Source organism: Microbacterium panaciterrae (assembly GCF_039541635.1).
GTDB lineage: Bacteria > Actinomycetota > Actinomycetes > Actinomycetales > Microbacteriaceae > Microbacterium > Microbacterium panaciterrae.
This window is the reverse complement of record NZ_BAABGP010000005.1, coordinates 42398-62616: the sequence shown is the minus strand read 5'-3', so window position 1 is coordinate 62616 and position 20219 is coordinate 42398. Positions and strand designations below refer to the sequence as shown.

Here is a 20219-nt window from a genome sequence, read left to right as displayed (position 1 = left end):
ACCGATGCTGATCACGCCGAACGCACGCCCGTCGGGAGCCTCCGACGCCGGGATCGCCGCGCCCACAGGGAGCGGGTCCGGCGCGCAGAGCGGGTCTCGACGCCTGCCGTCGACCGGCACCCTCGACGCGCGCGAACGGCCCCTGCACGACCTGCGGATCTCGGTCACCGACCGGTGCAACTTCCGCTGCGTGTATTGCATGCCGCGCGAGGTATTCGGCCGCGACTACGCATTCCTCGATCGACATGAACTGCTCACCTTCGAGGAGATCGAGCGGATCGCCCGGGCCGCGCTCTCCCATGGAGTCCGCAAACTCCGCCTCACCGGCGGGGAGCCGCTGCTGCGCCGCGGGCTCGAGGATCTCGTCGCACGCCTCGCCGCCCTCCGCACGCTCGACGGCACCAAGCCCGAGATCGCCCTGACCACCAACGGATCCGCCCTCGCCGTCAAGGCCGAGGCGCTGAAGGCGGCGGGCGTCGACCGCGTCACCGTCTCCATCGATTCCCTGGACGATCAGCTGTTCCGTCGCATGAACGACGTGGAGTTCCCGGTCGCGCGCGTGCTGCACGGTATCGACGCCGCCCAGGCCGCGGGCATGCCCGTGAAGCTCAACACCGTGGTCAAGCGCGGGCTCAACGATGGCGAGATCCTGAGCCTCGCCGAGCACTTCCGCGGCACCGGTCACGTGCTGCGCTTCATCGAGTACATGGACGTCGGCGCCACGAACGGGTGGAGCCTCGACGAGGTCGTGCCGTCGGCGGAGATCGTCGCGAGGATTGACGCACGCTTCCCGTTGGAACCGATCGCACCGACGGCGACGGGGGAGACGGCCAAACGCTGGCGCTACGTCGACGGATCCGGGGAGATCGGCGTGATCTCCTCGGTCACGAACGCGTTCTGCGGATCCTGCAACCGTGCCAGGCTGTCCACCGAGGGAAAGCTGTTCACCTGCCTGTTCGCGAGCGAGGGCCACGATCTGCGCGCGCTGCTGCGCGGCGGCGCGGACGACGCCGAGCTGTCCGCCGCGCTGGGAAGGATCTGGGGCGTGCGCGACGACCGCTACTCCGAGATCCGCTCCCAGCTCACCCCCGAGCTGCGCGCCGATCGCGCCCGCATCGAGATGAGCTACATCGGGGGCTGAGGCTCTTCGACCCCATCACGGCGTTTCGTCTCGCTGCTCCTTCGTCGCCGCTCGCTCAACGACCCCGGGGTGGCCTTTCGGGGTCGTTGAGCGAGCACCGAGCGCAGCGAGGAGGGAGACGAAACGGGTTTCACTCCCCCGGCGACGGTCAGAGCCCTACCCACTCCGAGACGCCGTCGGCGTAGTGCTGGCGCTTCCAGATGGGGACGCCGCGCTTGATCTCCTCGACCAGGCGCTCGCACGCCTCGAAGGCCTCCTTGCGGTGCCCCGCGGAGGCGGCGGCGAACAGGGCGACATCGCCGATCCGGAGGTCGCCGACCCGGTGCGCAGCCGCGACGAGAAGCCCCGTCTCCGCCGTGACACGCTCGACGATCTCCTCGAGGAACCGCTCCGCATCGGGGTGCGCGCGGTAGTCCAGCGAGCGCACGGACTGTCCGCCGTCGTGGTCGCGGACCACCCCGCAGAACATCACGGTCGCTCCGTGCGCGGCATCGCCGACCGCGGCCCGGATGACGGCCTCGTCCAGCGGCTCGTCGCTGATGATCGCGCGCTCGCTCACTTCGTCTCCCTTCGGTCGCTCAGCGCATCGCATGCGTCCGCCCCTTCCGTCGTCCCGCCCACGGCGGCGAATGCCCTGATCCCGCCGGCGAGGTAGCGCGCCTCGACACCGCGCTCGCGCAGCACCTGCACCGCTTGCCGTGAGCGCGGATCCTTCTCGCAGAAAACGACGAGCGGCCCGTCGCCCGTGTCGACGGACGCGGGGACCGCGACGCCGTCCTCGAGCGCACCGAGCGGCAGCGTCGCGGCGCCGGGAATCCCCCGCAGCAGCGTCTCGTGCGGCTCGCGCACATCGAGCAGCCGCACCCCGCCCTCTCGCCGCAGCCGCAGCACCTCCGCGGCCGACAGCGCCGAGGTGTCCTCGGCGGCGCCCGTGCCGCAGAACAGGTCGTAGTCGACCAGCCCCGTCACCGGCGCGGCGTCGTCGGCCCGCTCGAACCCGATCTCCCGGGTGCGCGCCGTGAGCGCGTCGTAGAACAGCACCCGGCCGACCAGCGGTTCGCCGACGCCGGTGATGAGTTTCACGACCTCAGTCGCCATGAACGATCCGATGGCCGTGCACAGACTCGCGAGCACCCCGCCGAGTTCGCAGGACAGCACCTCGTCGGCGGCCGGCGGCGCGGGGAACAGATCCCGGAACCCGACCTCGGGCACGGCGACTCCGACCTGCCCCTGGAAGCGCAGGATCGAGCCCCAGACCAGGGGCTTGCCGGCGAGGCGTGCCGCATCGTCGGCGAGATAGCGGGTGGGGAAGTTGTCGCTGCCGTCGACCAGGAGGTCGTACTCGGCGAGGATCGTGGGCAGCGTCTCGGCGGTCGCGCGTTCGCGATACGGGCGCACCAGGATCCCGGGGTCGATGTCGCGCACGGTGTCGGCGAGCGAGCCGACCTTGGACCGGCCGATGTCGTCCATGCCGTGACTGAGCTGGCGGTGCAGGTTGCTCAGTTCGACGACGTCGTCGTCGATGACGCCGATCGTGCCGACGCCGCTGCCGGCCAGCGCCGGGATGAGCGCGCTGCCGAGGCCGCCCGCGCCGATCACGAGCACCCTGGCCGCGCCGAGGCGGCGCTGCGCATCCTCGCCGAAGCCGGGCAGCATGAGCTGCCTGCTGTACCGGGCGATGCGTTCGGGCGGCAGTTCCGGCCCCGGCTCGACGAGCGCGATCATATGATCGAGTGTACGCGGGGAGATCCCCGTTGGCTCAAACTATTTCCGTATTATGGATTCGAGTTTCCGCAATACGGTCTAATCTGAAGGGCATGTCGATCGTCGCGATGCAGAGCGTGACCGTGCGGTACTTCGCCGCTGCCGCCGAGGCGGCCGGCCGCGACCAGGAGGAGCTCCCTGTCGCGGGGACGCTCGGCGCCCTCCGCGACGAGCTGCTGCGCCGCTACGGCGATCCGATGGCCCGGGTGCTGCGCTCCGGATCCTTCCTCATCGACGGCACGGTGAGCCGCGATCCTGACCGCCGGCTCGGCGAGAGGGTCGACATCCTCCCGCCGTTCGCGGGCGGCTGAGCCCGAGACGACGCACCGTGGGAGAACCGATGAGCGAATTGACGCACCTGCGGGCCGATGGCACCGCGCACATGGTCGACGTGACCGACAAGGCCGTGACCCGGCGGGAGGCGCGGGCGCAGGCGGTGCTGCAGACCACCGCCGAGGTGGTGTCGCGGATCGCCGACGGCACGCTCCCGAAGGGCGAGGCGCTGGGCACCGCCCGCATCGCCGGCATCATGGGCGCCAAGCAGACCTCGGCGCTGATCCCGCTCTGCCATCCGCTGCCGCTCAGCAAGGTGACCGTCGACTTCGAACCCAAGGACGACCGGATCCGGATCCTCGCCACCGCGGTCACGAAGGGCGTCACCGGTGTCGAGATGGAGGCGCTCACCGCCGCCAGCGTGGCCGCGCTCACGCTCTACGACATGATCAAGGCCGTCGACAAGCACGCCGTGATCACCGACATCCGGGTGCTCGCCAAGTCGGGCGGCAAGAGCGGCGACTGGTCGGCGGAATGACTCCGGGGCAGGCTGCGGCACGCTCGGCGACTGTCCTCGTCGTCTCCACACGTGCGGCCGCCGGGGTCTATGCCGACGAGACAGGGCCGATCATCCGCGACTGGCTGATCGCCCGCGGCTTCGCGACCGCCGAGCCGATCATCGCTCCGGACGCGGAGGTCGCCGAGGTGCTGCGCGCCACGCTCGCCCTCGCGCCGAGCCTGCTGCTCACGACCGGCGGCACGGGGCTCTCCCCTGACGACCGCACGCCGGAGGCGACCGCCGCCGTGCTCGACCGGGAGATCCCCGGCCTCATGGAGGAGCTGCGTCGCCGCGGCCTCGCCGCGACCCCGATGGCCCTGCTCACCCGCGGCGTCGCGGGCGTCGCCGGTCGCACGGTCGTGATGAACCTGCCCGGATCCCGCGGCGGGGTGCGCGACGGTCTCGCGGTGCTGGATCCGATCCTGGATCACCTGCTCGCTCAGGTGCGCGGCGCCGGCGACCACAGCTGACACCGGCCCGGGTGGCGATCCGCCATCGACGCGATCCTCGCGCACCCCCTACAGTGTGCTCAGAGGGCTGTGCTGGGGCGCGGCTCTCAGCGATGAGGGGCGGTCCCACTCCCATGATCGACTCGCTGCACGTGCGCGCCAGAGAACCACGATTCCGGCGCCTCGGGCGCTCGAGATACCTGGCGGTGCTCGTGGGCGCACTGCTCACCGTGACGGGGTGCACCGCGAACGGAACGGCGCCACCGCCCTCCACCCGCACGCCGTCCTCGACCGCCGCCGTCGATCCGTCGGCGTGCGTGCCGGATCCCGGGGCGGTGATCGATCGCAAGCAGGGTGCCGCAGCGACCGGCAAGCTGCCGGCAGCGCAGTCCGCGCCGCTCGACGCCGCGGCCGCTGCGGCGTTCGCCGCGACGGAGGTGCCGGGCGCGGTCGTCGGGGTGCGTACACCGAAAGGCACCTGGGTCAGCGCCTACGGCGTCTCGGATCTGACGACGAAGGAGCCGATGACCACCGACGTCTACCACCGCATCGGATCGGTGACGAAGACGTTCACGACGACGATGATCATGCAGCTGGTCGCGCAGAAGAAGCTGTCGTTGGATGATCCGATCAGCAGGTTCGTGCCGAACGTGCCGGACGGATCCGACATCACGATCCTCGAGCTGGCGAACATGACCAGCGGCATCGCCAACTACACCGACGACCTCGAATTCATGAAGCGGTATCTCACCGACTACAGCATCATCTGGACGGTCGACCAGCGCCTGGCGACGGCGTTCGCGATGCCGCGCACCTCGGCACCCGGCGCCGAGTTCCACTACTCCAACACCAACACCGTCCTGCTCGGGGAGGTCATCGGGAAGATCACCGGGCACCCTCTCGCCGAGGAGCTGCAGCACAGGATCTTCGATCCGCTTCGGATGGCCCACACCTCGTACCCGCTGGCCTCCGCCGTCCTGCCCGAGCCGCACGCGCACGGGTACACGAGCCTCGGGATCGTCGACGGCGCCATCAGCCCGTACGCGCCGATGCGGGACTCCACTGCGTGGAACGTGTCCCAGGCCGGCGCCTCCGGCGAGATCGTCAGCACCGTCGACGACCTGCTCGTCTACGGCCGCGCGCTCGGCACCGGACAGGGCCTGCTTCCTCGGGACGCGCAGATCACGCGCCTGTCGTCCATCCCCGTGCCCTCGGGCTACGGCATCGGACTGAACTGCGTGCAGGGGTGGCTCGGTCACAATGGACAGGTGCCCGGTTACAACACCGCGCTGTACTACGACACCCGCACCGACACGACGGTGGTGGTCGAGGTCAACAGCGATCGCCCGGTGGGGGCCGCCGGGATCACTCCCGCGGACTCGATCTTCTACGCCGTGGCCGCAGCTCTCGGACGCGGCGTCCAGGGAGCCCCCTGAGCCTGGCCGCGTAAGGTGGGACGCCTATGGCAACCGGGGCGACGATCCACACCTTCGACGTGCAGCTGGCCGACACCGATCGCGGCGTCTACGAGGACTACTCGCTGCGGGTCGCGCGGCATCCATCCGAGACCGACGCGTACATGCTCACGCGGCTGCTCGCGTACGGGCTCGAGTTCACCGAGGGGATCGCGTTCAGCGAAGGGCTCTCCTCGACCGAGGAGCCCGCGATCATCGTGCGCGATCTCACCGGCCGCCTCACCGCGTGGATCGAGATCGGCGCACCGGACGCCGAGCGGCTGCACCACGGCAGCCGCCTCGCCGAGCGCACCGTCGTCTACACGCATCGCGATCCGGCCAAGGTCATGGCGCCGTGGGCGGGCAAGCGGATCCATCGCTCCGAGGACATCCGGCTGTTCAGCTTCGACCCCGGCTTCATCGAGCAGGCCGTGCCCCTGCTCGAGCGCCGCAACACCGTCACTATGACCGTCACCGAGCACACGCTGTACCTGGACCTGAACGGCATGACGCTCAGCTCCGCCCTGCACGAGCACGAGCTCGCCTGACCGGTTGCCGGATCCGTCGGAGATGGAAACCGCTCCTCCGATGCCCGTCTGAGCGACACTTTCCATCTCCGAGTGCGGACGCGTGGGACCCGCGCTGTCCACGCGCCCCGAATGGTCGCTCAGTCGGCCTCGCCCGCCGTGGCGGGGCCGTGCTCGCGCAGCTCACGGCGGGTCAGCGCGTGCTCCACGGGGGCTTCCGCACTCGTCGCCGCGACCGCCGAATCCGAGCCCGCATCCGAGCCCGCACCCGCCTTCGCCGCGCGCTTCGCGGCCCGGCGCTCCCTGGCGCCCTCGACGAGGTTGTACAGGGTCGGCAGTACGAGCAGCGTCAGCACGGTCGACGACACGAGGCCGCCGATCACGACGATCGCGAGCGGCTGCGAGATGAACCCGCCATGCCCGGTGATGCCGAGCGCCATCGGGGTGAGCGCGAAGATCGTCGCGAGCGCGGTCATCAGAATCGGGCGCAGGCGCCGGGATCCTCCCGCGATCGTGGCGTCGTGCGCATTCATGCCCTTCTCGCGATACTGGTTCACCAGGTCCACGAGCACGATCGCGTTCGTCACGACGATGCCGATGAGCATCAGCACGCCGATCAGCGAGGCGACGCCCAGCGGCACGCCCGTCACGATCTGCAGCAGGATCGCGCCGGTCGCCGCGAACGGCACCGAGCTGAGCAGCAGGATCGGCTGGCGCAGCGACTTGAACGTCGCGACCATCACGATGTAGACGATCAGGATCGCGGCGAGCATCGCGAGGCCGAGCTGCCCGAACGCGTCCTGCTGCTGGGTCACCACGCCGCCCAGCGATGCGTCGGCCCCGGACGGGAGCTTCGCCTTCGTGATCGCCGCGGTCACCGCGGCAGAGGCGCTCGCCAGGTCGTTGCCCTTCGGGGTGATCGTCACCGTCGCCGTGCGCTGGCCGCGCTGGGTCGTGATCGAGGCGGGGCTCTCGCTCTGCTGCACGCTCGCGATCGCGTCCAGCCGGATGATCCCCGTGCGGGTCGGGATCGCCAGCGCCTTCAGCGCGTCGATCGTCGTCGGCGGGGTCGCGCTCTGCAGGTAGACGGTGAGGGCGGATCCGTCGATCTCCACGGATCCGAGCTGCTGCGGGCGCATCGCCTGCGACACGATGCCGCCGACGGCGACCTCGCTGAGGCCGTGCTGCGCGGCGGCGGCGCGGTCGACCTGCACCGCGATGTACGGCAGCGACGCGGAGAGGTTGCTGGAGACCTGGCTGAGCGCCGTCCCGGCCGCTGAGCCTGTCGAAGCGCCTGCCGATGGGTGCTTCAGCTCGGCCACGAGCGCATCGGTCGCGGCGGCGAGGGTCTTCTCGTCGGGCGCGGTGACCTTCACCTGGATGTCACTGGATCCGAAGCCCTGGGAGGCTGCGATCGTGAGATCTCCGACGCCGTCGAGCTTCTTCACGGCGGCGCGGACGTCGGCCTGCACCGTCTCCTGGTTGGCGGAGGGATCCGTCGTGATCGAGTAGGTGATGCCGGATCCGCCGCCCGAGAACGCATCGCGCAGCGCGGATCCGCTGGAGCCGATCGACACCTGCACGGTCTTGATGCCGTGGATGTCCTTGATCGCCTCCTCGACCTTCTGCGCGGCCTTGTCCTCGGCGTCCAGGCTCGGAGCCTGGCCCAGGGACTGCGTCATGGTGAACGTGTTCTGCCCGCTGGATCCGAGGAAGTTGACCTTCATCAGCGGCGCGATGGCCATCGTGCCGACCAGCACGACGACGACGAGCACGAGCGTGATCCAGGAGTGCCGGAGCGTCCAGCGCAGAATCGGCAGGTACGCCTTCTGCAATCGCGACGGCGGGGCGTCCTCGTGCTCGGGGTCGATCGCGCGGCCGTTCTCATCGAGCAGCTGCTTGCCGGGGCGCAGGAACCAGTACGCGAGCACGGGAACGATCGTCAGCGCCACGAGCAGGGAGGCGGTCATCGCGATCGTGACCGTGAGTGCGAACGGGCGGAACAGCTCGCCGGTCATGTCGCCCACGAACGCGATCGGCAGGAACACCGCGACCGTGGTGATCGTCGATGCGGTGACCGCCATCGCGACCTCGCGCACGGCGCTGAGGATCGCGGTCTTCTTATCCGCGCCGCCGACGTAGTGCCGCTTGATGTTCTCGATCACGACGATCGAGTCGTCGACCACACGGCCGATCGCGATCGTGAGCGCGCCGAGCGTGAGGATGTTCAGCGAGTAGCCGAACGCCTGGATCCCGATGAAGGTGATCAGCACGCTCGTCGGGATCGAGATCGCGGTGACGAGCGTCGAGCGCACCGACAGCAGGAAGATCAGGATGATGATCACCGCGAACAGAAGGCCCAGCAGGCCCTCCTGCGCGAGCGACTCGATGGACTGCTGGATGAACGGGGCCTGATCGAACACGGTCGTGAAGGTCGCGCCGGGCAGATCCTTCTTCAGCTGCGGGATCAGATCGGTGACGGCGTTGGACACGTCGACCGTGTTCGCGGCGGGCAGCTTGGTCACCGCGATCGTGAGGGCGGGCTTGCCGTCGACGCGGGAGAGCGAGGTGATCGGATCCCCGTCGAGCTTCACGCTCGCGACCGTGCCGATCGTGGTGCCGGGGGCGGCTCCGACGAGCGGGATCGCCTGCAGCTGCTCGACACTGGTGAGCTTGTCACCGGTCTGCACCGTGAGCGTCTTGTCCGCCTCTGTGATCGCCCCACCGGGGAAGAGCGTGCCGTTCTGCTGCAGGGCGTCCTTGATCGCGGTGGGCGCGGCGCCCGCCCGCAGCAGGGCGGCGTCATCCGGCGTGATCGTGACGCGCTTGCCCTGACCGCCGACGAGCGAGGCCGCGTTCACGCCCTTGAGCCGCTCGATCTTCGGGAGGATCGTGCTCGTGATCCGCTGCTGTGCCGTCTCGGCATCGGAGAATCCGGTGACGGCGAGCTGGATCACCGGGAAGGCGTCGATCGACGCGGTGATCACCTGCGGGTCGACGCCGTTCGGCAGCTGCGCCTTGATCCGCCCGATCGCCTGGTTGATCTTCTGCTCGGCGGTGGCCAGGTTGGTCCCGTAGGTGAACGACGCCTGGATCACCGAGGAGTTCGTGGTGCTCGTCGCCGTCGAGGTGTCCAGCCCCGGCACCCCCTGGATGGCCGTCTCGATCGGCGTGGACACGTCGTGCTCCACGACCTCGGGCGAAGCGCCCGGGTAGCTGGCCACGATCGCGAGCTGCGGGAACTCGATCGACGGGATCAGCTCCTGCTTCAGGCTCGTGAGGGCGAGTCCGCCGAACACGGCGGCGACGATCGTGATGAGGGCGATCAGGGCACGGTTGCGCAGACTCAGGACGGCGAGCTTTGACATTCGATTCCCTCAGATCCCCCTGCTTCGCGCAGGCGTTCCCCCGTGCGCGCGTACAGGGCCGAGTCTACGGGCGCCGGAGGAAGGGGCCCGGCTCGCCGAGTCAGCCGGCGAGCGCGGCGCCGAGTGCGAGCCCCGCCACGGCGGCGGCGATCCCGAGCAGCAGCATCCCGGCGGCGTTGAACGCGGCCGCGCGGGAGGATCCGTCCCGCCACAGCGCGACGGTGTCGAGCATCGCGGTGCTGAACGTGGTGTATCCGCCGAGCAGGCCCGCCCCGATGACGAACGCCGCGCCGGGGAAGCCTCCGGTGATCACGCCGAGCACGAAGGATCCGCTGACGTTGATCACCAGCACGCCCCACGGGTACCGCGTGCCGGTCAGCCGGGCCACGCCGAGGTCGACGAGATAGCGCAGGCCCGCGCCGGCGCCTCCGGCGAGCGCGGCGAAGAGGAACACCAGCGGGCTCATCCGTGCGCCTGGGTGTGCGTGGAGCGGGGGCGGGCGAGATCCAGCCCGAGCGCCGCGGCGCCGATGCCCAGCACGACGCTGATCACCGCGTAGCCCGCGGCGAGCCAGGGCTGCGTCTGCCACAGGGTTACCGTGCCGACAGCGAAGGCGCTGTAGGTCGTGAAGCCGCCGAGCGCGCCGGTGCCCAGGAGCACTCGCACCGCACTGGATCCGGGCAGCCGCGCCGCGAGCACGCCGATGAGGAACGCGCCGACGATGTTGGCGATGAGCGTCGCCCAGGGCACGGCGCCGAGCCCTGCCGCGGCACCCGTCGCGGGCGGCAGCGCGAGCCCGAGGCCGAGCCGGGCCGCGGTGCCGACCACGCCGCCCGCGACCACGAGCGCGAGACGGAGCGGGATGGGCGAGGTCACGCCCGCCAGCCTATTCCTCACCGTTGCCCGCATGCCCGCCCCACTCGAGCCATTCCCGGGCCGTTCTGCACCGAGCAAGGCCCGGTGGTCGGCACCGGCCACACCCGGGTTCCGTAGACTCGGCCGGGTGAGGGGCGGCCGATCCGAGGAGCCGATCCGCGGGCCGGGCCCGATCGAACCGGGGCCGGTCCCGACCGATCCGAGCCGACCGAGGAGGACGATGCGCGAGTGAGGATGAGGATCGCCTTCGGCTGGGCGCGGCTTCTCACCGCGGCCGTGTGCGTCTTCGCCCTCGTGGCCCGGCTGTTCTGGGGCCTGAGCTCGCAGACCGTCGCGGGGCAGAACTTCTTCGCCTACCTCACGATCGAGTCGAACGTCGTGTTCGCGATCCTCGCCGTGATCGCGGGCGTCATCGCGTTGCGTGCCCCGGAGGATCCGGCGTGGCTGACCACGGCCCGGGCGGTCGTGCTCAGCTGGACCATCACCGCGGGCCTGGCGTTCGCGCTCATCGTCTGGCAGGCCGGCGTCCGGGACATCCCGATCACCGTGCCGTGGTCGGACGTGGTGCTGCATTTCGCATTGCCCGCCTGGACCGTCGCCGCCTGGATCTTCGGGCCGGGCAGGCGCGCCGCCTCGTGGCGCATCGTGCCGTACGTGCTGCTGTATCCGGCGGCGTGGGGCGTGTTCACGATCTGGCGCGGCGCGGCGGTGGGCTGGTATCCGTACTACTTCCTCGATCCGCGGCAGGTGTCCGGCCCGCTCGAGATGGTGCTGACGTGCGCGATCGCGCTGGCGGTCTTCGCGCTCGTCGCCTGCGGTCTGGTCGCGGTGAGCACGCTGCACCTCACGGTTCCGACCGATCCGGATCGTGCGCAGGATCCGGCGCATCCGGCCTGAGGATCAGGGCGTCGCGGTCGCTGCCACGAAGAAGGCCAGGGACTCGCGCGCGGTCGCCTCGGCCTCGGTGTCGCCGAGCTTCGCGAAGGCCTCCGCCTCCGGGCCGCCGATCAGGCCGACGAGCACCGGCCGACCCGTGACGGGCTGGAGGTTCAGCCAGGTGCGGACGGGTCCGTCCCCTCCCACGACATGCCAGAGGTCGGCGTCGACGTTCCAGAACGTGCGGTCGAACTGCAGCCACACCGTCTCGACGTAGCCCGAGGCGAGGGCCGCGATCGCCCCGCGGTGCGCGAACGGCAGCGGGGGCGAGAACTCGATCGCGCGCTGCTGCAGCACGCCCAGCGGGACGGTGACCACCACGCGGTCGAAGGACAGGGACTCCCCCGTGCCCAGACGCAGGCTCACCCCCGAGTCGTCGTAGGCGACGCGGATCACGGGAGAGGCGAGCGTGACCTTCACGTCTTTCAGCGCGTCCTGCACGATCACGCCGAGATCGCCGTCCGCGCCCACGAGCGAATCGGGGGCGACCGTCGGCGGATACCAGCTCGACGCCTTCGCCGCATCGACCCCGCTCCTCGCCTGCAGCCAGGCGAGCGCGGCCGCGAGCGCCGGGTCGCCGGGATCGGATCCTGCCGCCTTCAACGCCGCCGCGATCGACACATCGGAGGCGCCGTTCGCCGCCTGCGCGACCGCCTTCTGCACAGGCCCCGCGTCGATCGTGGGCGCGACGCCGTCCTTCGACCAGCCGGTGGCGGTGCCGAACGAGAGCAGGTGGATCCCCTGCGCGGCCGCCACGCCGCCGAGCGTGCCCGCGTCCTGACCGGTCGACAGCCACGCGCCGAGCTGCACCGGGATCGGCCAGTCCTTGTCGACGATCGAGCGGATCCGCCCCCCGACGCGCTCGCGGGCCTCGAACACGGTCACGGCGAGTCCGGCGTCGGCGAGGGCACGGGCGGCCGCCGCACCCGCTGCACCCGCGCCGACCACGGCCACGCGTTCGCCGCTCGCCGCCGCGCCGATCACGGCGGCGGCGGCGCGTTGCCCGGAGGACACGGCGCCGGGCACCGTGCCGGGATGATCGGAGTCGGTCGCCTCCCCCGCCAGGAACACCCGATCGAGGACCGGGACGGCGAGGTCTTTGCGGAGCTGCGGGGTGGTGCCCGCAGGCAGATAGCTCATCGCACCGCGGGAGTAGGGATCCGTCGACCAGGTGCTGCGCATCCAGGTGGTCGGCTCCGGCACGGCCCCGGTCGGGATCGTCGGCCGCGGGGAGGGCGGCGCGGACGAGGTCGGCGTCGGGCGCGGCTGCCCCGTGCAGGCCGCGAGGACGACCGCGACGACGCCGGTTCCGGCGCCGACGAGCAGGGTGCGACGCGAGATGCCCATCGTGCAGTCAGCCTAGCCCGCGGTGTCTCGGCGAGGAGCGCGGCCAAGCGCGGCCTCCCGACGGAAACGGCGTTTCGTCTCGGTCGGCTCCGCCGTCCTCGCTCAACGACCCCGGGGAAGGCGCCCCTCGGGGTCGTTGAACGAGCACCGAGCGCAGCGAGGAGCGAGACGAAACGCGCTCGAGACGCCCTAGAGGTTCGACTCGGCGTAGATGCGCAGGGCGTCGCGGACGAACTCCGGGCCTGCGGTGCCGCCGGATGCCCGGTCCGACTCCGTGGCGTAGTTCGCGCCGAAGCGCGGATCCGCCACGTACATCTCGCCCAGCCCGATGACGTAGGCCCTGCAGTCGCCGCCGGCCTCGTTTGCGGGCGTGCCGGGGATCCCGGTCAGCCACTCCACGTGCCGGCGCGCGAGGTCCTGAGCCTCGGCGGATGCCGGATCCGTCCCGCTCGCGGCGAGCGCGATCCAGTCGGCGTTGAGGTCCGCGACGCGCTGCTTCCACGTCGCCTGTCCGTCCTTGCCCAGCCCGCGCCACCAGCGGTCGCTGTCGGCGTAGGCCTTCTTGCCCCAGCGGGTCTCGACCTCGTCCTTGTACTGCGTGTGATCGAATCCGTCGAACATGTTCTCGGCCATGAGCGGCCCTCCTTCTCTGAGCGTGGTGATGGTGGTCTCGACCGACGCGATCTGCCGCGCCAGCCGGGTCTGCTCCGCGCGCAGCAACGCGAGGTGCGTCTCGAGCGCGGTGGCTTCGGGTCCTGCCTCCGCGTCCGCGCCGTGGACGACCTCGGCGATGAGCGGCAGTCCGAGCCCGAGCTCGCGCAGCAGCAGGATGCGCTGCAGACGCACGAGCGCGCTCTCGTCGTAATGCCGATAGCCGTTCGCGGCGATGCGCGTCGGCGGCAGCAGGCCGATGTCGTCGTAGTGCCGCAGCGTGCGGCTGGTGGTGCCGGTCAGCCGGGCGATCTCCTGGATGGACCAGTCCCGATCCGTCATGGCGTGCTCCTTCCGTCGTCCATAAGGCCACGATAAAAGTTGACGTTGCGTCAATGTCAAGCGCCTTCTCTGCCTCGCCGACGCCGCGCGCGGTACGTTCGTCCCGTGACCCCCGCCGACACCGCCGCCACGCACCCGCTGCACGCCACGCACCCGCTCGCGCTCGCCCCGGTGGGAGCGCCGCCGCTCACGGTCGACGGGTTCGTCGCGCAGTTCCTGCACAACCTCAACTACGACGGCGGCGTGACCCTGTCCGCATCGAGCACGAACGACCGCTATCTGGCTCTCGCCTGCACGGTGCGCGACTACCTGATGGCGCGGTGGCTGGAGGATCAGCGCGCGCAGCTCCAGCACCAGGCGAAGAGCGTCTGCTACCTCTCCGCCGAGTACCTGCTCGGGCGCCAGCTCGACAACGACCTGATCGCGTCGGGGCTGGCCGAGATCGCGACCGAGGCCCTCGCCACCTGCGGGATCGACATCGCCGAGCTGCGCGGGCACGAGATCGAGCCGGGGCTCGGCAACGGCGGCCTCGGGCGCCTGGCCGCCTGCTTCGTCGACTCGCTCGCGACCCTGGGCGTGCCGAGCACCGGATACGGGATCCGCTACGAATACGGGATCTTCCGGCAGACGTTCGAGGATGGCCAGCAGGTCGAGCAGCCCGATGCCTGGCTCGCCCTGGGCTCGCCGTGGGAGTTCCCGCATCCCGAGCAGGCGCAGACGATCTCGTTCGGCGGTGCGACCTCGACCTCCGATGACGCCGGTGTCACCCGCACCCGGTGGACCCCGGCGTGGACGGTGCACGCCGTTCCCTACAACTACATGGTCCCGGGCTTCCAGAACGGCCGGGTCAACACCCTGCGGCTGTGGAGCGCCGTCGCGACAGACGCCTTCGACCTGCGCATCTTCAACGCGGGCGACTACGAGCAGGCCGTGCGCGCGCAGACGTTCGCGGAGAACATCTCGAAGGTGCTCTACCCCGAGGACTCCACACCCCAGGGCAAGGAGCTGCGTCTGCAGCAGCAGTACTTCTTCGTGGCCGCCTCGATCGCGGACTTCCTGGATCGCCTGCCGGCCGACTTCGATCTCGCACGCCTCCCCGACCGGGTGATCTTCCAGCTCAACGACACGCATCCCGTGATCGCGGTGCCCGAGCTGATGCGAGTGCTGGTCGACGAGCGCGGGATGGACTGGGACGCCGCCTGGGCCATCGCGCAGCAGTGCTTCGCGTACACCTGCCACACGCTGCTGCCGGAGGCGCTCGAGGTCTGGCCTGTCGAGCTGCTCGGCCGGCTGCTGCCCCGGCACCTCGAGATCGTCTACCGGATCAACGAGGAGTTCCTCGCCGCGGTGCGCGCACGATACGGCGACGACGAGATGAGGATCCGCGACATGTCGATCATCGCGGAGTTCCCGGAGCGCTCCGTGCGCATGGCCTATCTCGCGGCCGTGGCGGGCTCGCGCGTGAACGGGGTCGCGGAGCTGCACTCGCAGCTGCTGCGCGAACGGGTGCTTCCGGCGTTCGCGGAGTTCTTCCCGCAGAAGTTCACGAACGTCACGAACGGCGTCACGCCGCGGCGGTTCCTGCGGCTCGCGAACCCCGGCCTGTCCGCCCTCCTCACCGAGGCCCTCGGCGACGGCTGGGTCACCGATCTGGATCGGCTGCGCGGGCTCGAGCCGTTCGCGGAGGATCCCTCGTTCCGCGCGGCGTTCGCCGAGGTGAAGGCCGCCAACAAGCGTCGGCTGAACGACGTGCTGCAGGCGAGGGACGGCATGGCGGTCGGCGACGGACACCTCGTCGACGTGATGGTCAAGCGGCTGCACGAATACAAGCGGCAGCTGCTGAAGGTGCTGCACGTCGTGAGCTCCTACGAGAGCGTCGTCTCGGGACGGATCCCCGTGTCCGCCCTGCAGCCGCGCACGGTCCTGTTCGGCGCGAAGGCCGCCCCCGGCTACACGATGGCCAAGCGCATCATCCACCTCATCAACGCGGTCGGATCCGTGGTCAACACGGATCCTCGCCTGGACGGCCGGCTGCAGGTGCTGTTCCCGCCGAACTATAACGTCACGCTCGCGGAGAGCGTGATCCCGGCCGCCGACCTCAGCGAGCAGATCTCGCTGGCCGGCAAGGAGGCGTCGGGCACGGGCAACATGAAGTTCGCCCTGAACGGCGCCCTCACGATCGGCACGGACGACGGTGCGAATGTCGAGATCCGCGAGCTGGTCGGCGACGACAACTTCTTCCTGTTCGGCATGGCCGAGCCCGAGGTCGATCGGCTCGACCGCGCGGGCTACCGGCCGAGCGAGGTGTACCAGGCCGACGCCGAGCTGCGCCGCGCCATCGACCTCATCGCCTCCGGCGCGCTCTCCGGAGGCGACCGCTCGGTCTTTGAGCCGATCGTTTCGAACCTGCTCTACGAGGACCGGTTCATGGTGCTCGCCGACTTCTCCGCCTACGTCGCCGCGCAGGCCCGGGTCGACGCCGCCTACGCCGATCAGGACGCCTGGACACGCTCGGCGATCCTCAACGTCGCCCGCTGCGGTTTCTTCTCCTCCGACCGCTCGATCCGCGACTACATCGACCGGATCTGGCACACTCCGCCCACGCTCTGAGGACGCACAGGGATCTCTCAGGAGGAACCCTTGACAGACTCGAGATATATCGTGTTACGCTCGCAAACACGATATATCTCGATCCTGCGGGATCGGATCCTCACACCTCAGGAGAACAGACATGACCGAGAAGTGGCTCATCGCCCCCGGGCAGGAGCGCGTGATCGACATCGAGCGCGCGTCGAAGCTCAAGATCGGACTCGTGGGCGGGCAGGTCGACATCATCGCGCACGACGAGCCGGGCATCCGGATCGAGGTGCACAACGTCACGATCAAGGACCTGCGCGTCGAGTCCGACGGCACCCAGATCGAGATCGACCACCCGCAGATCGGCTGGGACAACTTCCTCGAGGTGTTCCGCAACTTCGGCGCCGGCGGTCCCAGGGCCGAGATCAGCGTCGCGGTCCCCCGCGACATCGCGCTCAACCTCGGCGTCGTCAGCGCCGGCGCGCTCGTCTCCGGCCTCACCGAGGACGCCCGCCTGAACACGGTGTCCGGCGAGATCATCGTCGACACCCACACCGGGGACGTGAACCTGAACACCGTCTCCGGCGACGTGCACGTGCGGGGTCTGGACGGATCCGCCGCGGCCAACACCGTGTCCGGCAGCGTGACGCTGACCGGAGCGATCCGCAAGGCCACGATCGACAGCGTCTCCGGCGCGATGCTCATCGACGCCACCGGAGCGGTGAACACCGTGTCGCTGAACAGCGTGGCGGGCGACGCCACCGTGCGCCTCGACGAGAACCTCGCCTCGAATTACGTCACGCGCACCATGAGCGGGCGGGTCATGATCGACGGCGTCCCGCGCGGATCCTCGGGACCCTCGACCTTCACCGGATCCCGCGGCGAGCTCTCCGGATCCTTCGCCGACGTCCGCGTGAACACCGTCTCCGGCGACATCACGGTGCTGCGCCGTGACGCCGCCGAGGCGCCCGTGGCGTTCACCGCCGACGGGGAGGACCTGCTGTGAGTCCCGCCGTCTTCTCCCATGGCGATCTGCGGCTGTACCTGCTCGCGCTGCTCGCCGAGTCGCCGCAGCACGGCTATGGCGTCATCCAGGCGCTGACCGACCGCACCGGCGGCACCTACACGCCGAGCGCCGGCACGATCTACCCCCGTCTCGCGAAGCTCGAGGAGGAGGGCCTGGTCACCAAGACCGCCGACGGCCGCACCACGATCTACGCGATCACGGATGCCGGCCGGGCCGAACTGGCCTCCCGTGAGGGCGACCTGCAGGGGATCGAGGCCGGGCTGAGCGACTCGGTGCGCCTGATCGCGAACGAGGTTCGTCAGAGCGTGCAGGAGGCGATGAAGAGCCTGCGCGCCGATCTCGCCGCCGCCGCGCACGAGGAGCGGACCGGATCCGCGAGCTCCTATCGCGAGGCGTCCGCCCGGGCCGATGACCGCATCGCGGGCCGCGAGGAGCTGCGCCGCGCCGACGCCTCGATCAACGCGTTCCGCGCCCAGGTGCGCGCCGACCTGCGCACGCATGTGGCCCGCGGCGGGGCGCTGCCCGCGAAGGTCGTGTCGGAGCTGGACGCCGCGCTCGACAACGCCGCGCACGCCGTCACCGCCGCCCTCGCCGCGCTCCGCCCCTGACCCGCGCCGAGCCCGGCCGGGCGCCCACTTTCTTTCCGCGAGACTGCATCTGCGCGACGAGACTGCTGCACGTTGCTGCAGTCTCGCCGCGCCGTTGCGGTCTCGCGGGCCAGGTGGGCGGGCGCGGGGCTACTCGGCCCAGGGGTCCTTCTTGTCGTCGGGGACGGGCTCCTCGAGCGGGACGACCAGGATCGGCGTGGACTGGCGGTGCGAGAGGCGGGCGGCGACCGAGCCGGTGAAGAACTCGCGGATCGACTCGCCGATCCCGCGGCTACGCGTGCCGACCACGATGAGCTGGGCGTCCAGTTCGTGCACCAGGTGCTTGATCGACAGGGCGGGATCGCCCACCAGCTGACGGGCGGTCCAGGTCAGTCCGGATCCGGCCAGCGCCTTCTCGGACTCGGCGCGCACCTGCGCGAACTCCTCCGCGCCGGTGTCGATGTTCAGGTCGATCGGGGCGGAATGCACCATCCCGTCGGGATCCTCGAAGGTCACGAACCGGGTCACGTCGACGTGCACGACGACGAGCGGGGCGTTCAGCAGGGCGGCGTATCGCTTGCCCTCGGCGAGCACACGCGGCCGCTGGCCGGCACGGACGGCGACGATCACCGCCTTCTGCAGTCGTTCGTTCTGGGCTTCATCGACGTGCTCGTCATCACCGGGGGAGGAGGCGGTCTCCGACATGATCGTCCTTCCGTTCCGCGGGTCCGATCACGGCGGGGTGATCCGGCCCTCGTGCTATCCTGGATGCTACTCTTACCGGCCGCGAGCCGGTGCCGTAAATAGACATCGGGCCCCGTTCCGCCCGTTGCTTACAGTAAGGGGGTCTCGCGCATGGGCCGTGGCCGTCAGAAGGCAAAGCACACCAAGATTGCCCGCGAACTCAAGGCGTACAGTCCGTCGGTGAACTACTCCGCGCTGGAGCGCGAACTCGGGCACCCCGAGTCCGAAGACCAGTACGTCGACAAGTGGGCCGACCAGTACGCCGACGAAGACGAGGACGAGCTCGAGAAGGCCTGAGCTCGCACCGTCGGAACCCCGCCCGCGCGCACCGGGCGGGGTTCGTCGTTCCTGCGCATGCTCCAGAGCGCCGGTGCGGGCGCGCAGCCGTCGAACAGGCGGTGCCGTCAGCGCCGGGCCGGCGCCGCGGTACTGGCCCGCACGACGAGTTCCGTCGGGATGAGCTGCACGTCCGGAAGCCCGGATCCTGATCCCTCGGATCCTCCCGTCGCTCCATCGAGCTCCGCGATGAGCGCGTCGACCGCGAGCGCCCCGACCTCCTCGAAGTGCTGCCGCACCGTGGTCAGCGGAGGCCACACGTACCCCGCGTCCGAGCTGTCGTCGAATCCGACGACGCTCACGTCCTCCGGCACCCGCCGCCCCGCCTCGTGCAGCGCACGCAGGACGCCGACGGCCATGCCATCGTTCGCCGCGAACACCGCGGTGACGTCGTCGCGGGCGGCGAGCCGCTTCCCCGCGGCGTAGCCGGACGCGGCCGACCAGTCCCCCACCAGCGCCGCGGGCACCTCCGCACCGTGCTCCTCCAGCGCGGCCTTCCAGGCGTCTCGGCGTCGCGAGGCCGCATACGACGAGTCCGGACCGGCGACATGCCAGACCGTGCGATGCCCGAGGGCGAGCAGGTGATCGGTCGCCTGGCGCGCTCCGAGGGCCTGGTCGTTGTCGACGAACGGGTGCGGGAGCCGCTTGTTCGAGTCGATCACGACGATCGGCAGACCGCGAGGGATCTCGATCTCTGAGCCGTCCAGCTGATGCGCCTCGATGAGGATGATGATGCCGTCCACCGCATGCTCCGCGAGACGGTGGAACGCCCCGTTCACGGTCGACAGGTTGCCGGCCTCGACCGGGATGAGCGTGAGGGCGTAGCCGGCCTGCGCCGCCCGCACCGCGATCGCGTCGAGGGTGCGGTGGTTGCCATAGGGCGCGAGCGTGAACATGATGACGCCGATCGCGCGGAAGCGTCCGGAGCGCAACGCCCGCGCGGCGCTGTTCGGGCGATAGCCGAGCTCGACCATCACGGCCTCGACCTTCGCCCTCGTCGCCGCGCCGACGTAGCCGCGCGCATTCACGACACGGGAGACGGTCTGCCCGGAGACGCCGGCCGCGCGCGCCACATCCTCCATCGACGGCTCGCGACGCCGCGCGCCCCCGCTTCCGGCTCCGACACCCGCAGCGACGCCGGCTGCAGGATCCGGACGGGAAGACTCCGTGCTGTCCATGGTGCGCGCCCTCCTTCTGTTGACGTTGACACATTAGCGCTGATCTGTGTATGTTGACGTTGCCATATGGGGAGTCTCCCGCT

20 protein-coding genes are annotated in these 20219 nt (G+C 70.3%); 11 read left to right on the top strand and 9 right to left on the bottom strand.

The annotated features are described in order from the left end of the window. Positions 1 to 4: 4 nt before the first annotated feature. Positions 5 to 1141: a GTP 3',8-cyclase MoaA gene (gene moaA, locus ABD882_RS03880; protein WP_345184549.1), complete on the top strand. Its 1137-nt coding sequence runs from the start codon at positions 5 to 7 to the stop codon at positions 1139 to 1141. A 148-nt stretch (positions 1142 to 1289) separates the two neighbouring features. Here moaA and ABD882_RS03875 read toward each other — a convergent pair whose 3' ends face one another. Then, positions 1290 to 1733: a molybdenum cofactor biosynthesis protein MoaE gene (locus ABD882_RS03875; protein WP_425563320.1), complete on the bottom strand. Its 444-nt coding sequence runs from the start codon at positions 1731 to 1733 to the stop codon at positions 1290 to 1292. Then, positions 1697 to 2866 carry a ThiF family adenylyltransferase gene (locus ABD882_RS03870; protein ID WP_345184546.1) on the bottom strand — a complete coding sequence of 390 codons (1170 nt, stop codon included), beginning with the start codon at positions 2864 to 2866 and terminating at the stop codon, positions 1697 to 1699. The genes ABD882_RS03875 and ABD882_RS03870 overlap by 37 nt, the downstream gene beginning before the upstream one ends. Before the next feature lie 107 nt (positions 2867 to 2973). Here ABD882_RS03870 and ABD882_RS03865 point away from each other — a divergent pair, with 107 nt between their 5' ends. The 5 genes from ABD882_RS03865 to ABD882_RS03845 all read left to right on the top strand — a co-directional run bounded on the left by ABD882_RS03865 (position 2974) and on the right by ABD882_RS03845 (position 6188). After that, positions 2974 to 3216 carry a MoaD/ThiS family protein gene (locus tag ABD882_RS03865; RefSeq protein WP_345184818.1) on the top strand — a complete coding sequence of 81 codons (243 nt, stop codon included), beginning with the start codon at positions 2974 to 2976 and terminating at the stop codon, positions 3214 to 3216. A gap of 29 nt (positions 3217 to 3245) precedes the next feature. After that, positions 3246 to 3716, top strand: coding sequence for a cyclic pyranopterin monophosphate synthase MoaC (moaC, locus tag ABD882_RS03860; RefSeq protein ID WP_345184545.1), 471 nt, complete (start codon positions 3246 to 3248; stop codon positions 3714 to 3716). Then, positions 3713 to 4207 (top strand): molybdopterin-binding protein, encoded by a 495-nt coding sequence (locus tag ABD882_RS03855; protein ID WP_345184544.1) that lies wholly within the window; start codon positions 3713 to 3715, stop codon positions 4205 to 4207. The genes moaC and ABD882_RS03855 overlap by 4 nt, the downstream gene beginning before the upstream one ends. Before the next feature lie 113 nt (positions 4208 to 4320). Continuing rightward, positions 4321 to 5622 carry a serine hydrolase domain-containing protein gene (locus ABD882_RS03850; RefSeq protein WP_345184543.1) on the top strand — a complete coding sequence of 434 codons (1302 nt, stop codon included), beginning with the start codon at positions 4321 to 4323 and terminating at the stop codon, positions 5620 to 5622. Positions 5623 to 5648: 26 nt separating this feature from the next. Beyond that, a complete protein-coding gene (locus ABD882_RS03845) occupies positions 5649 to 6188 on the top strand; it encodes a YaeQ family protein (RefSeq protein WP_345184541.1) in 540 nt (179 codons plus the stop codon). A 119-nt stretch (positions 6189 to 6307) separates the two neighbouring features. On the opposite strand, the gene ABD882_RS03840 is transcribed toward ABD882_RS03845, so the two are convergent. From ABD882_RS03840 to ABD882_RS03830, 3 genes are all read right to left on the bottom strand, one after another. Beyond that, the gene (locus tag ABD882_RS03840; protein WP_345184539.1) at positions 6308 to 9535 is read right to left on the bottom strand and encodes an efflux RND transporter permease subunit; all 3228 of its coding nucleotides are present in this window, start codon (positions 9533 to 9535) and stop codon (positions 6308 to 6310) included. Between the two features lie 100 nt (positions 9536 to 9635). Beyond that, positions 9636 to 10001 carry a fluoride efflux transporter FluC gene (locus ABD882_RS03835; RefSeq protein ID WP_345184537.1) on the bottom strand — a complete coding sequence of 122 codons (366 nt, stop codon included), beginning with the start codon at positions 9999 to 10001 and terminating at the stop codon, positions 9636 to 9638. Next, the gene (locus ABD882_RS03830; RefSeq protein ID WP_345184535.1) at positions 9998 to 10411 is read right to left on the bottom strand and encodes a fluoride efflux transporter FluC; all 414 of its coding nucleotides are present in this window, start codon (positions 10409 to 10411) and stop codon (positions 9998 to 10000) included. The genes ABD882_RS03835 and ABD882_RS03830 overlap by 4 nt, the downstream gene beginning before the upstream one ends. Before the next feature lie 234 nt (positions 10412 to 10645). Here ABD882_RS03830 and ABD882_RS03825 point away from each other — a divergent pair, with 234 nt between their 5' ends. Continuing rightward, complete coding sequence (locus ABD882_RS03825; RefSeq protein ID WP_345184817.1) at positions 10646 to 11308, top strand: Pr6Pr family membrane protein; 663 nt, start codon at positions 10646 to 10648, stop codon at positions 11306 to 11308. Positions 11309 to 11311: 3 nt separating this feature from the next. Here the strand turns inward: ABD882_RS03825 and ABD882_RS03820 are convergent, their stop codons facing one another. Together ABD882_RS03820 and ABD882_RS03815 are read right to left on the bottom strand one after the other, a co-directional pair. Then, entirely contained in the window at positions 11312 to 12694 is a 1383-nt protein-coding gene (locus ABD882_RS03820; protein ID WP_345184533.1) for a flavin monoamine oxidase family protein, read from the bottom strand. Positions 12695 to 12883: 189 nt separating this feature from the next. After that, positions 12884 to 13687: a MerR family transcriptional regulator gene (locus ABD882_RS03815; RefSeq protein ID WP_345184531.1), complete on the bottom strand. Its 804-nt coding sequence runs from the start codon at positions 13685 to 13687 to the stop codon at positions 12884 to 12886. A gap of 171 nt (positions 13688 to 13858) precedes the next feature. On the opposite strand from ABD882_RS03815, the gene ABD882_RS03810 reads away from it, so the two are divergent. From ABD882_RS03810 to ABD882_RS03800, 3 genes are all read left to right on the top strand, one after another. Beyond that, entirely contained in the window at positions 13859 to 16297 is a 2439-nt protein-coding gene (locus ABD882_RS03810; RefSeq protein WP_345184815.1) for a glycogen/starch/alpha-glucan phosphorylase, read from the top strand. A gap of 121 nt (positions 16298 to 16418) precedes the next feature. Continuing rightward, positions 16419 to 17270 carry a DUF4097 family beta strand repeat-containing protein gene (locus tag ABD882_RS03805; RefSeq protein ID WP_345184528.1) on the top strand — a complete coding sequence of 284 codons (852 nt, stop codon included), beginning with the start codon at positions 16419 to 16421 and terminating at the stop codon, positions 17268 to 17270. Next, entirely contained in the window at positions 17267 to 17899 is a 633-nt protein-coding gene (locus ABD882_RS03800; protein WP_345184527.1) for a PadR family transcriptional regulator, read from the top strand. The genes ABD882_RS03805 and ABD882_RS03800 overlap by 4 nt, the downstream gene beginning before the upstream one ends. A 129-nt stretch (positions 17900 to 18028) precedes the next feature. On the opposite strand, the gene ABD882_RS03795 is transcribed toward ABD882_RS03800, so the two are convergent. Next, complete coding sequence (locus tag ABD882_RS03795; protein ID WP_345184526.1) at positions 18029 to 18583, bottom strand: universal stress protein; 555 nt, start codon at positions 18581 to 18583, stop codon at positions 18029 to 18031. A gap of 150 nt (positions 18584 to 18733) precedes the next feature. Between ABD882_RS03795 and ABD882_RS03790 the strand changes: the two genes are divergently transcribed. Next, the gene (locus ABD882_RS03790) at positions 18734 to 18919 is read left to right on the top strand and encodes a DUF3073 domain-containing protein (protein ID WP_345184524.1); all 186 of its coding nucleotides are present in this window, start codon (positions 18734 to 18736) and stop codon (positions 18917 to 18919) included. A gap of 107 nt (positions 18920 to 19026) precedes the next feature. Here the strand turns inward: ABD882_RS03790 and ABD882_RS03785 are convergent, their stop codons facing one another. Beyond that, positions 19027 to 20040 (bottom strand): LacI family DNA-binding transcriptional regulator, encoded by a 1014-nt coding sequence (locus tag ABD882_RS03785; protein ID WP_425563327.1) that lies wholly within the window; start codon positions 20038 to 20040, stop codon positions 19027 to 19029. Between the last annotated feature and the right edge of the window lie 179 nt (positions 20041 to 20219).

Excerpts from the sequence above, each read along its gene's own strand:
- ABD882_RS03865 (WP_345184818.1), top strand. The coding sequence starts at position 2,974 with ATGCAGAGCGTGACCGTGCGGTACTTCGCCGCTGCCGCCGAGGCGGCC.
- ABD882_RS03845 (WP_345184541.1), top strand. The coding sequence starts at position 5,649 with ATGGCAACCGGGGCGACGATCCACACCTTCGACGTGCAGCTGGCCGAC.
- ABD882_RS03785 (WP_425563327.1), bottom strand. The coding sequence starts at position 20,040 with ATGGAGGATGTGGCGCGCGCGGCCGGCGTCTCCGGGCAGACCGTCTCC.
- ABD882_RS03805 (WP_345184528.1), top strand. The coding sequence starts at position 16,419 with ATGACCGAGAAGTGGCTCATCGCCCCCGGGCAGGAGCGCGTGATCGAC.
- ABD882_RS03795 (WP_345184526.1), bottom strand. The coding sequence starts at position 18,583 with ATGTCGGAGACCGCCTCCTCCCCCGGTGATGACGAGCACGTCGATGAA.
- ABD882_RS03870 (WP_345184546.1), bottom strand. The coding sequence starts at position 2,866 with ATGATCGCGCTCGTCGAGCCGGGGCCGGAACTGCCGCCCGAACGCATC.
- ABD882_RS03850 (WP_345184543.1), top strand. The coding sequence starts at position 4,321 with ATGATCGACTCGCTGCACGTGCGCGCCAGAGAACCACGATTCCGGCGC.
- ABD882_RS03790 (WP_345184524.1), top strand. The coding sequence starts at position 18,734 with ATGGGCCGTGGCCGTCAGAAGGCAAAGCACACCAAGATTGCCCGCGAA.
- ABD882_RS03820 (WP_345184533.1), bottom strand. The coding sequence starts at position 12,694 with ATGGGCATCTCGCGTCGCACCCTGCTCGTCGGCGCCGGAACCGGCGTC.
- ABD882_RS03840 (WP_345184539.1), bottom strand. The coding sequence starts at position 9,535 with ATGTCAAAGCTCGCCGTCCTGAGTCTGCGCAACCGTGCCCTGATCGCC.
- ABD882_RS03835 (WP_345184537.1), bottom strand. The coding sequence starts at position 10,001 with ATGAGCCCGCTGGTGTTCCTCTTCGCCGCGCTCGCCGGAGGCGCCGGC.
- moaC (WP_345184545.1), top strand. The coding sequence starts at position 3,246 with ATGAGCGAATTGACGCACCTGCGGGCCGATGGCACCGCGCACATGGTC.
- ABD882_RS03855 (WP_345184544.1), top strand. The coding sequence starts at position 3,713 with ATGACTCCGGGGCAGGCTGCGGCACGCTCGGCGACTGTCCTCGTCGTC.
- ABD882_RS03875 (WP_425563320.1), bottom strand. The coding sequence starts at position 1,733 with ATGCGATGCGCTGAGCGACCGAAGGGAGACGAAGTGAGCGAGCGCGCG.
- moaA (WP_345184549.1), top strand. The coding sequence starts at position 5 with ATGCTGATCACGCCGAACGCACGCCCGTCGGGAGCCTCCGACGCCGGG.
- ABD882_RS03815 (WP_345184531.1), bottom strand. The coding sequence starts at position 13,687 with ATGACGGATCGGGACTGGTCCATCCAGGAGATCGCCCGGCTGACCGGC.
- ABD882_RS03825 (WP_345184817.1), top strand. The coding sequence starts at position 10,646 with ATGAGGATCGCCTTCGGCTGGGCGCGGCTTCTCACCGCGGCCGTGTGC.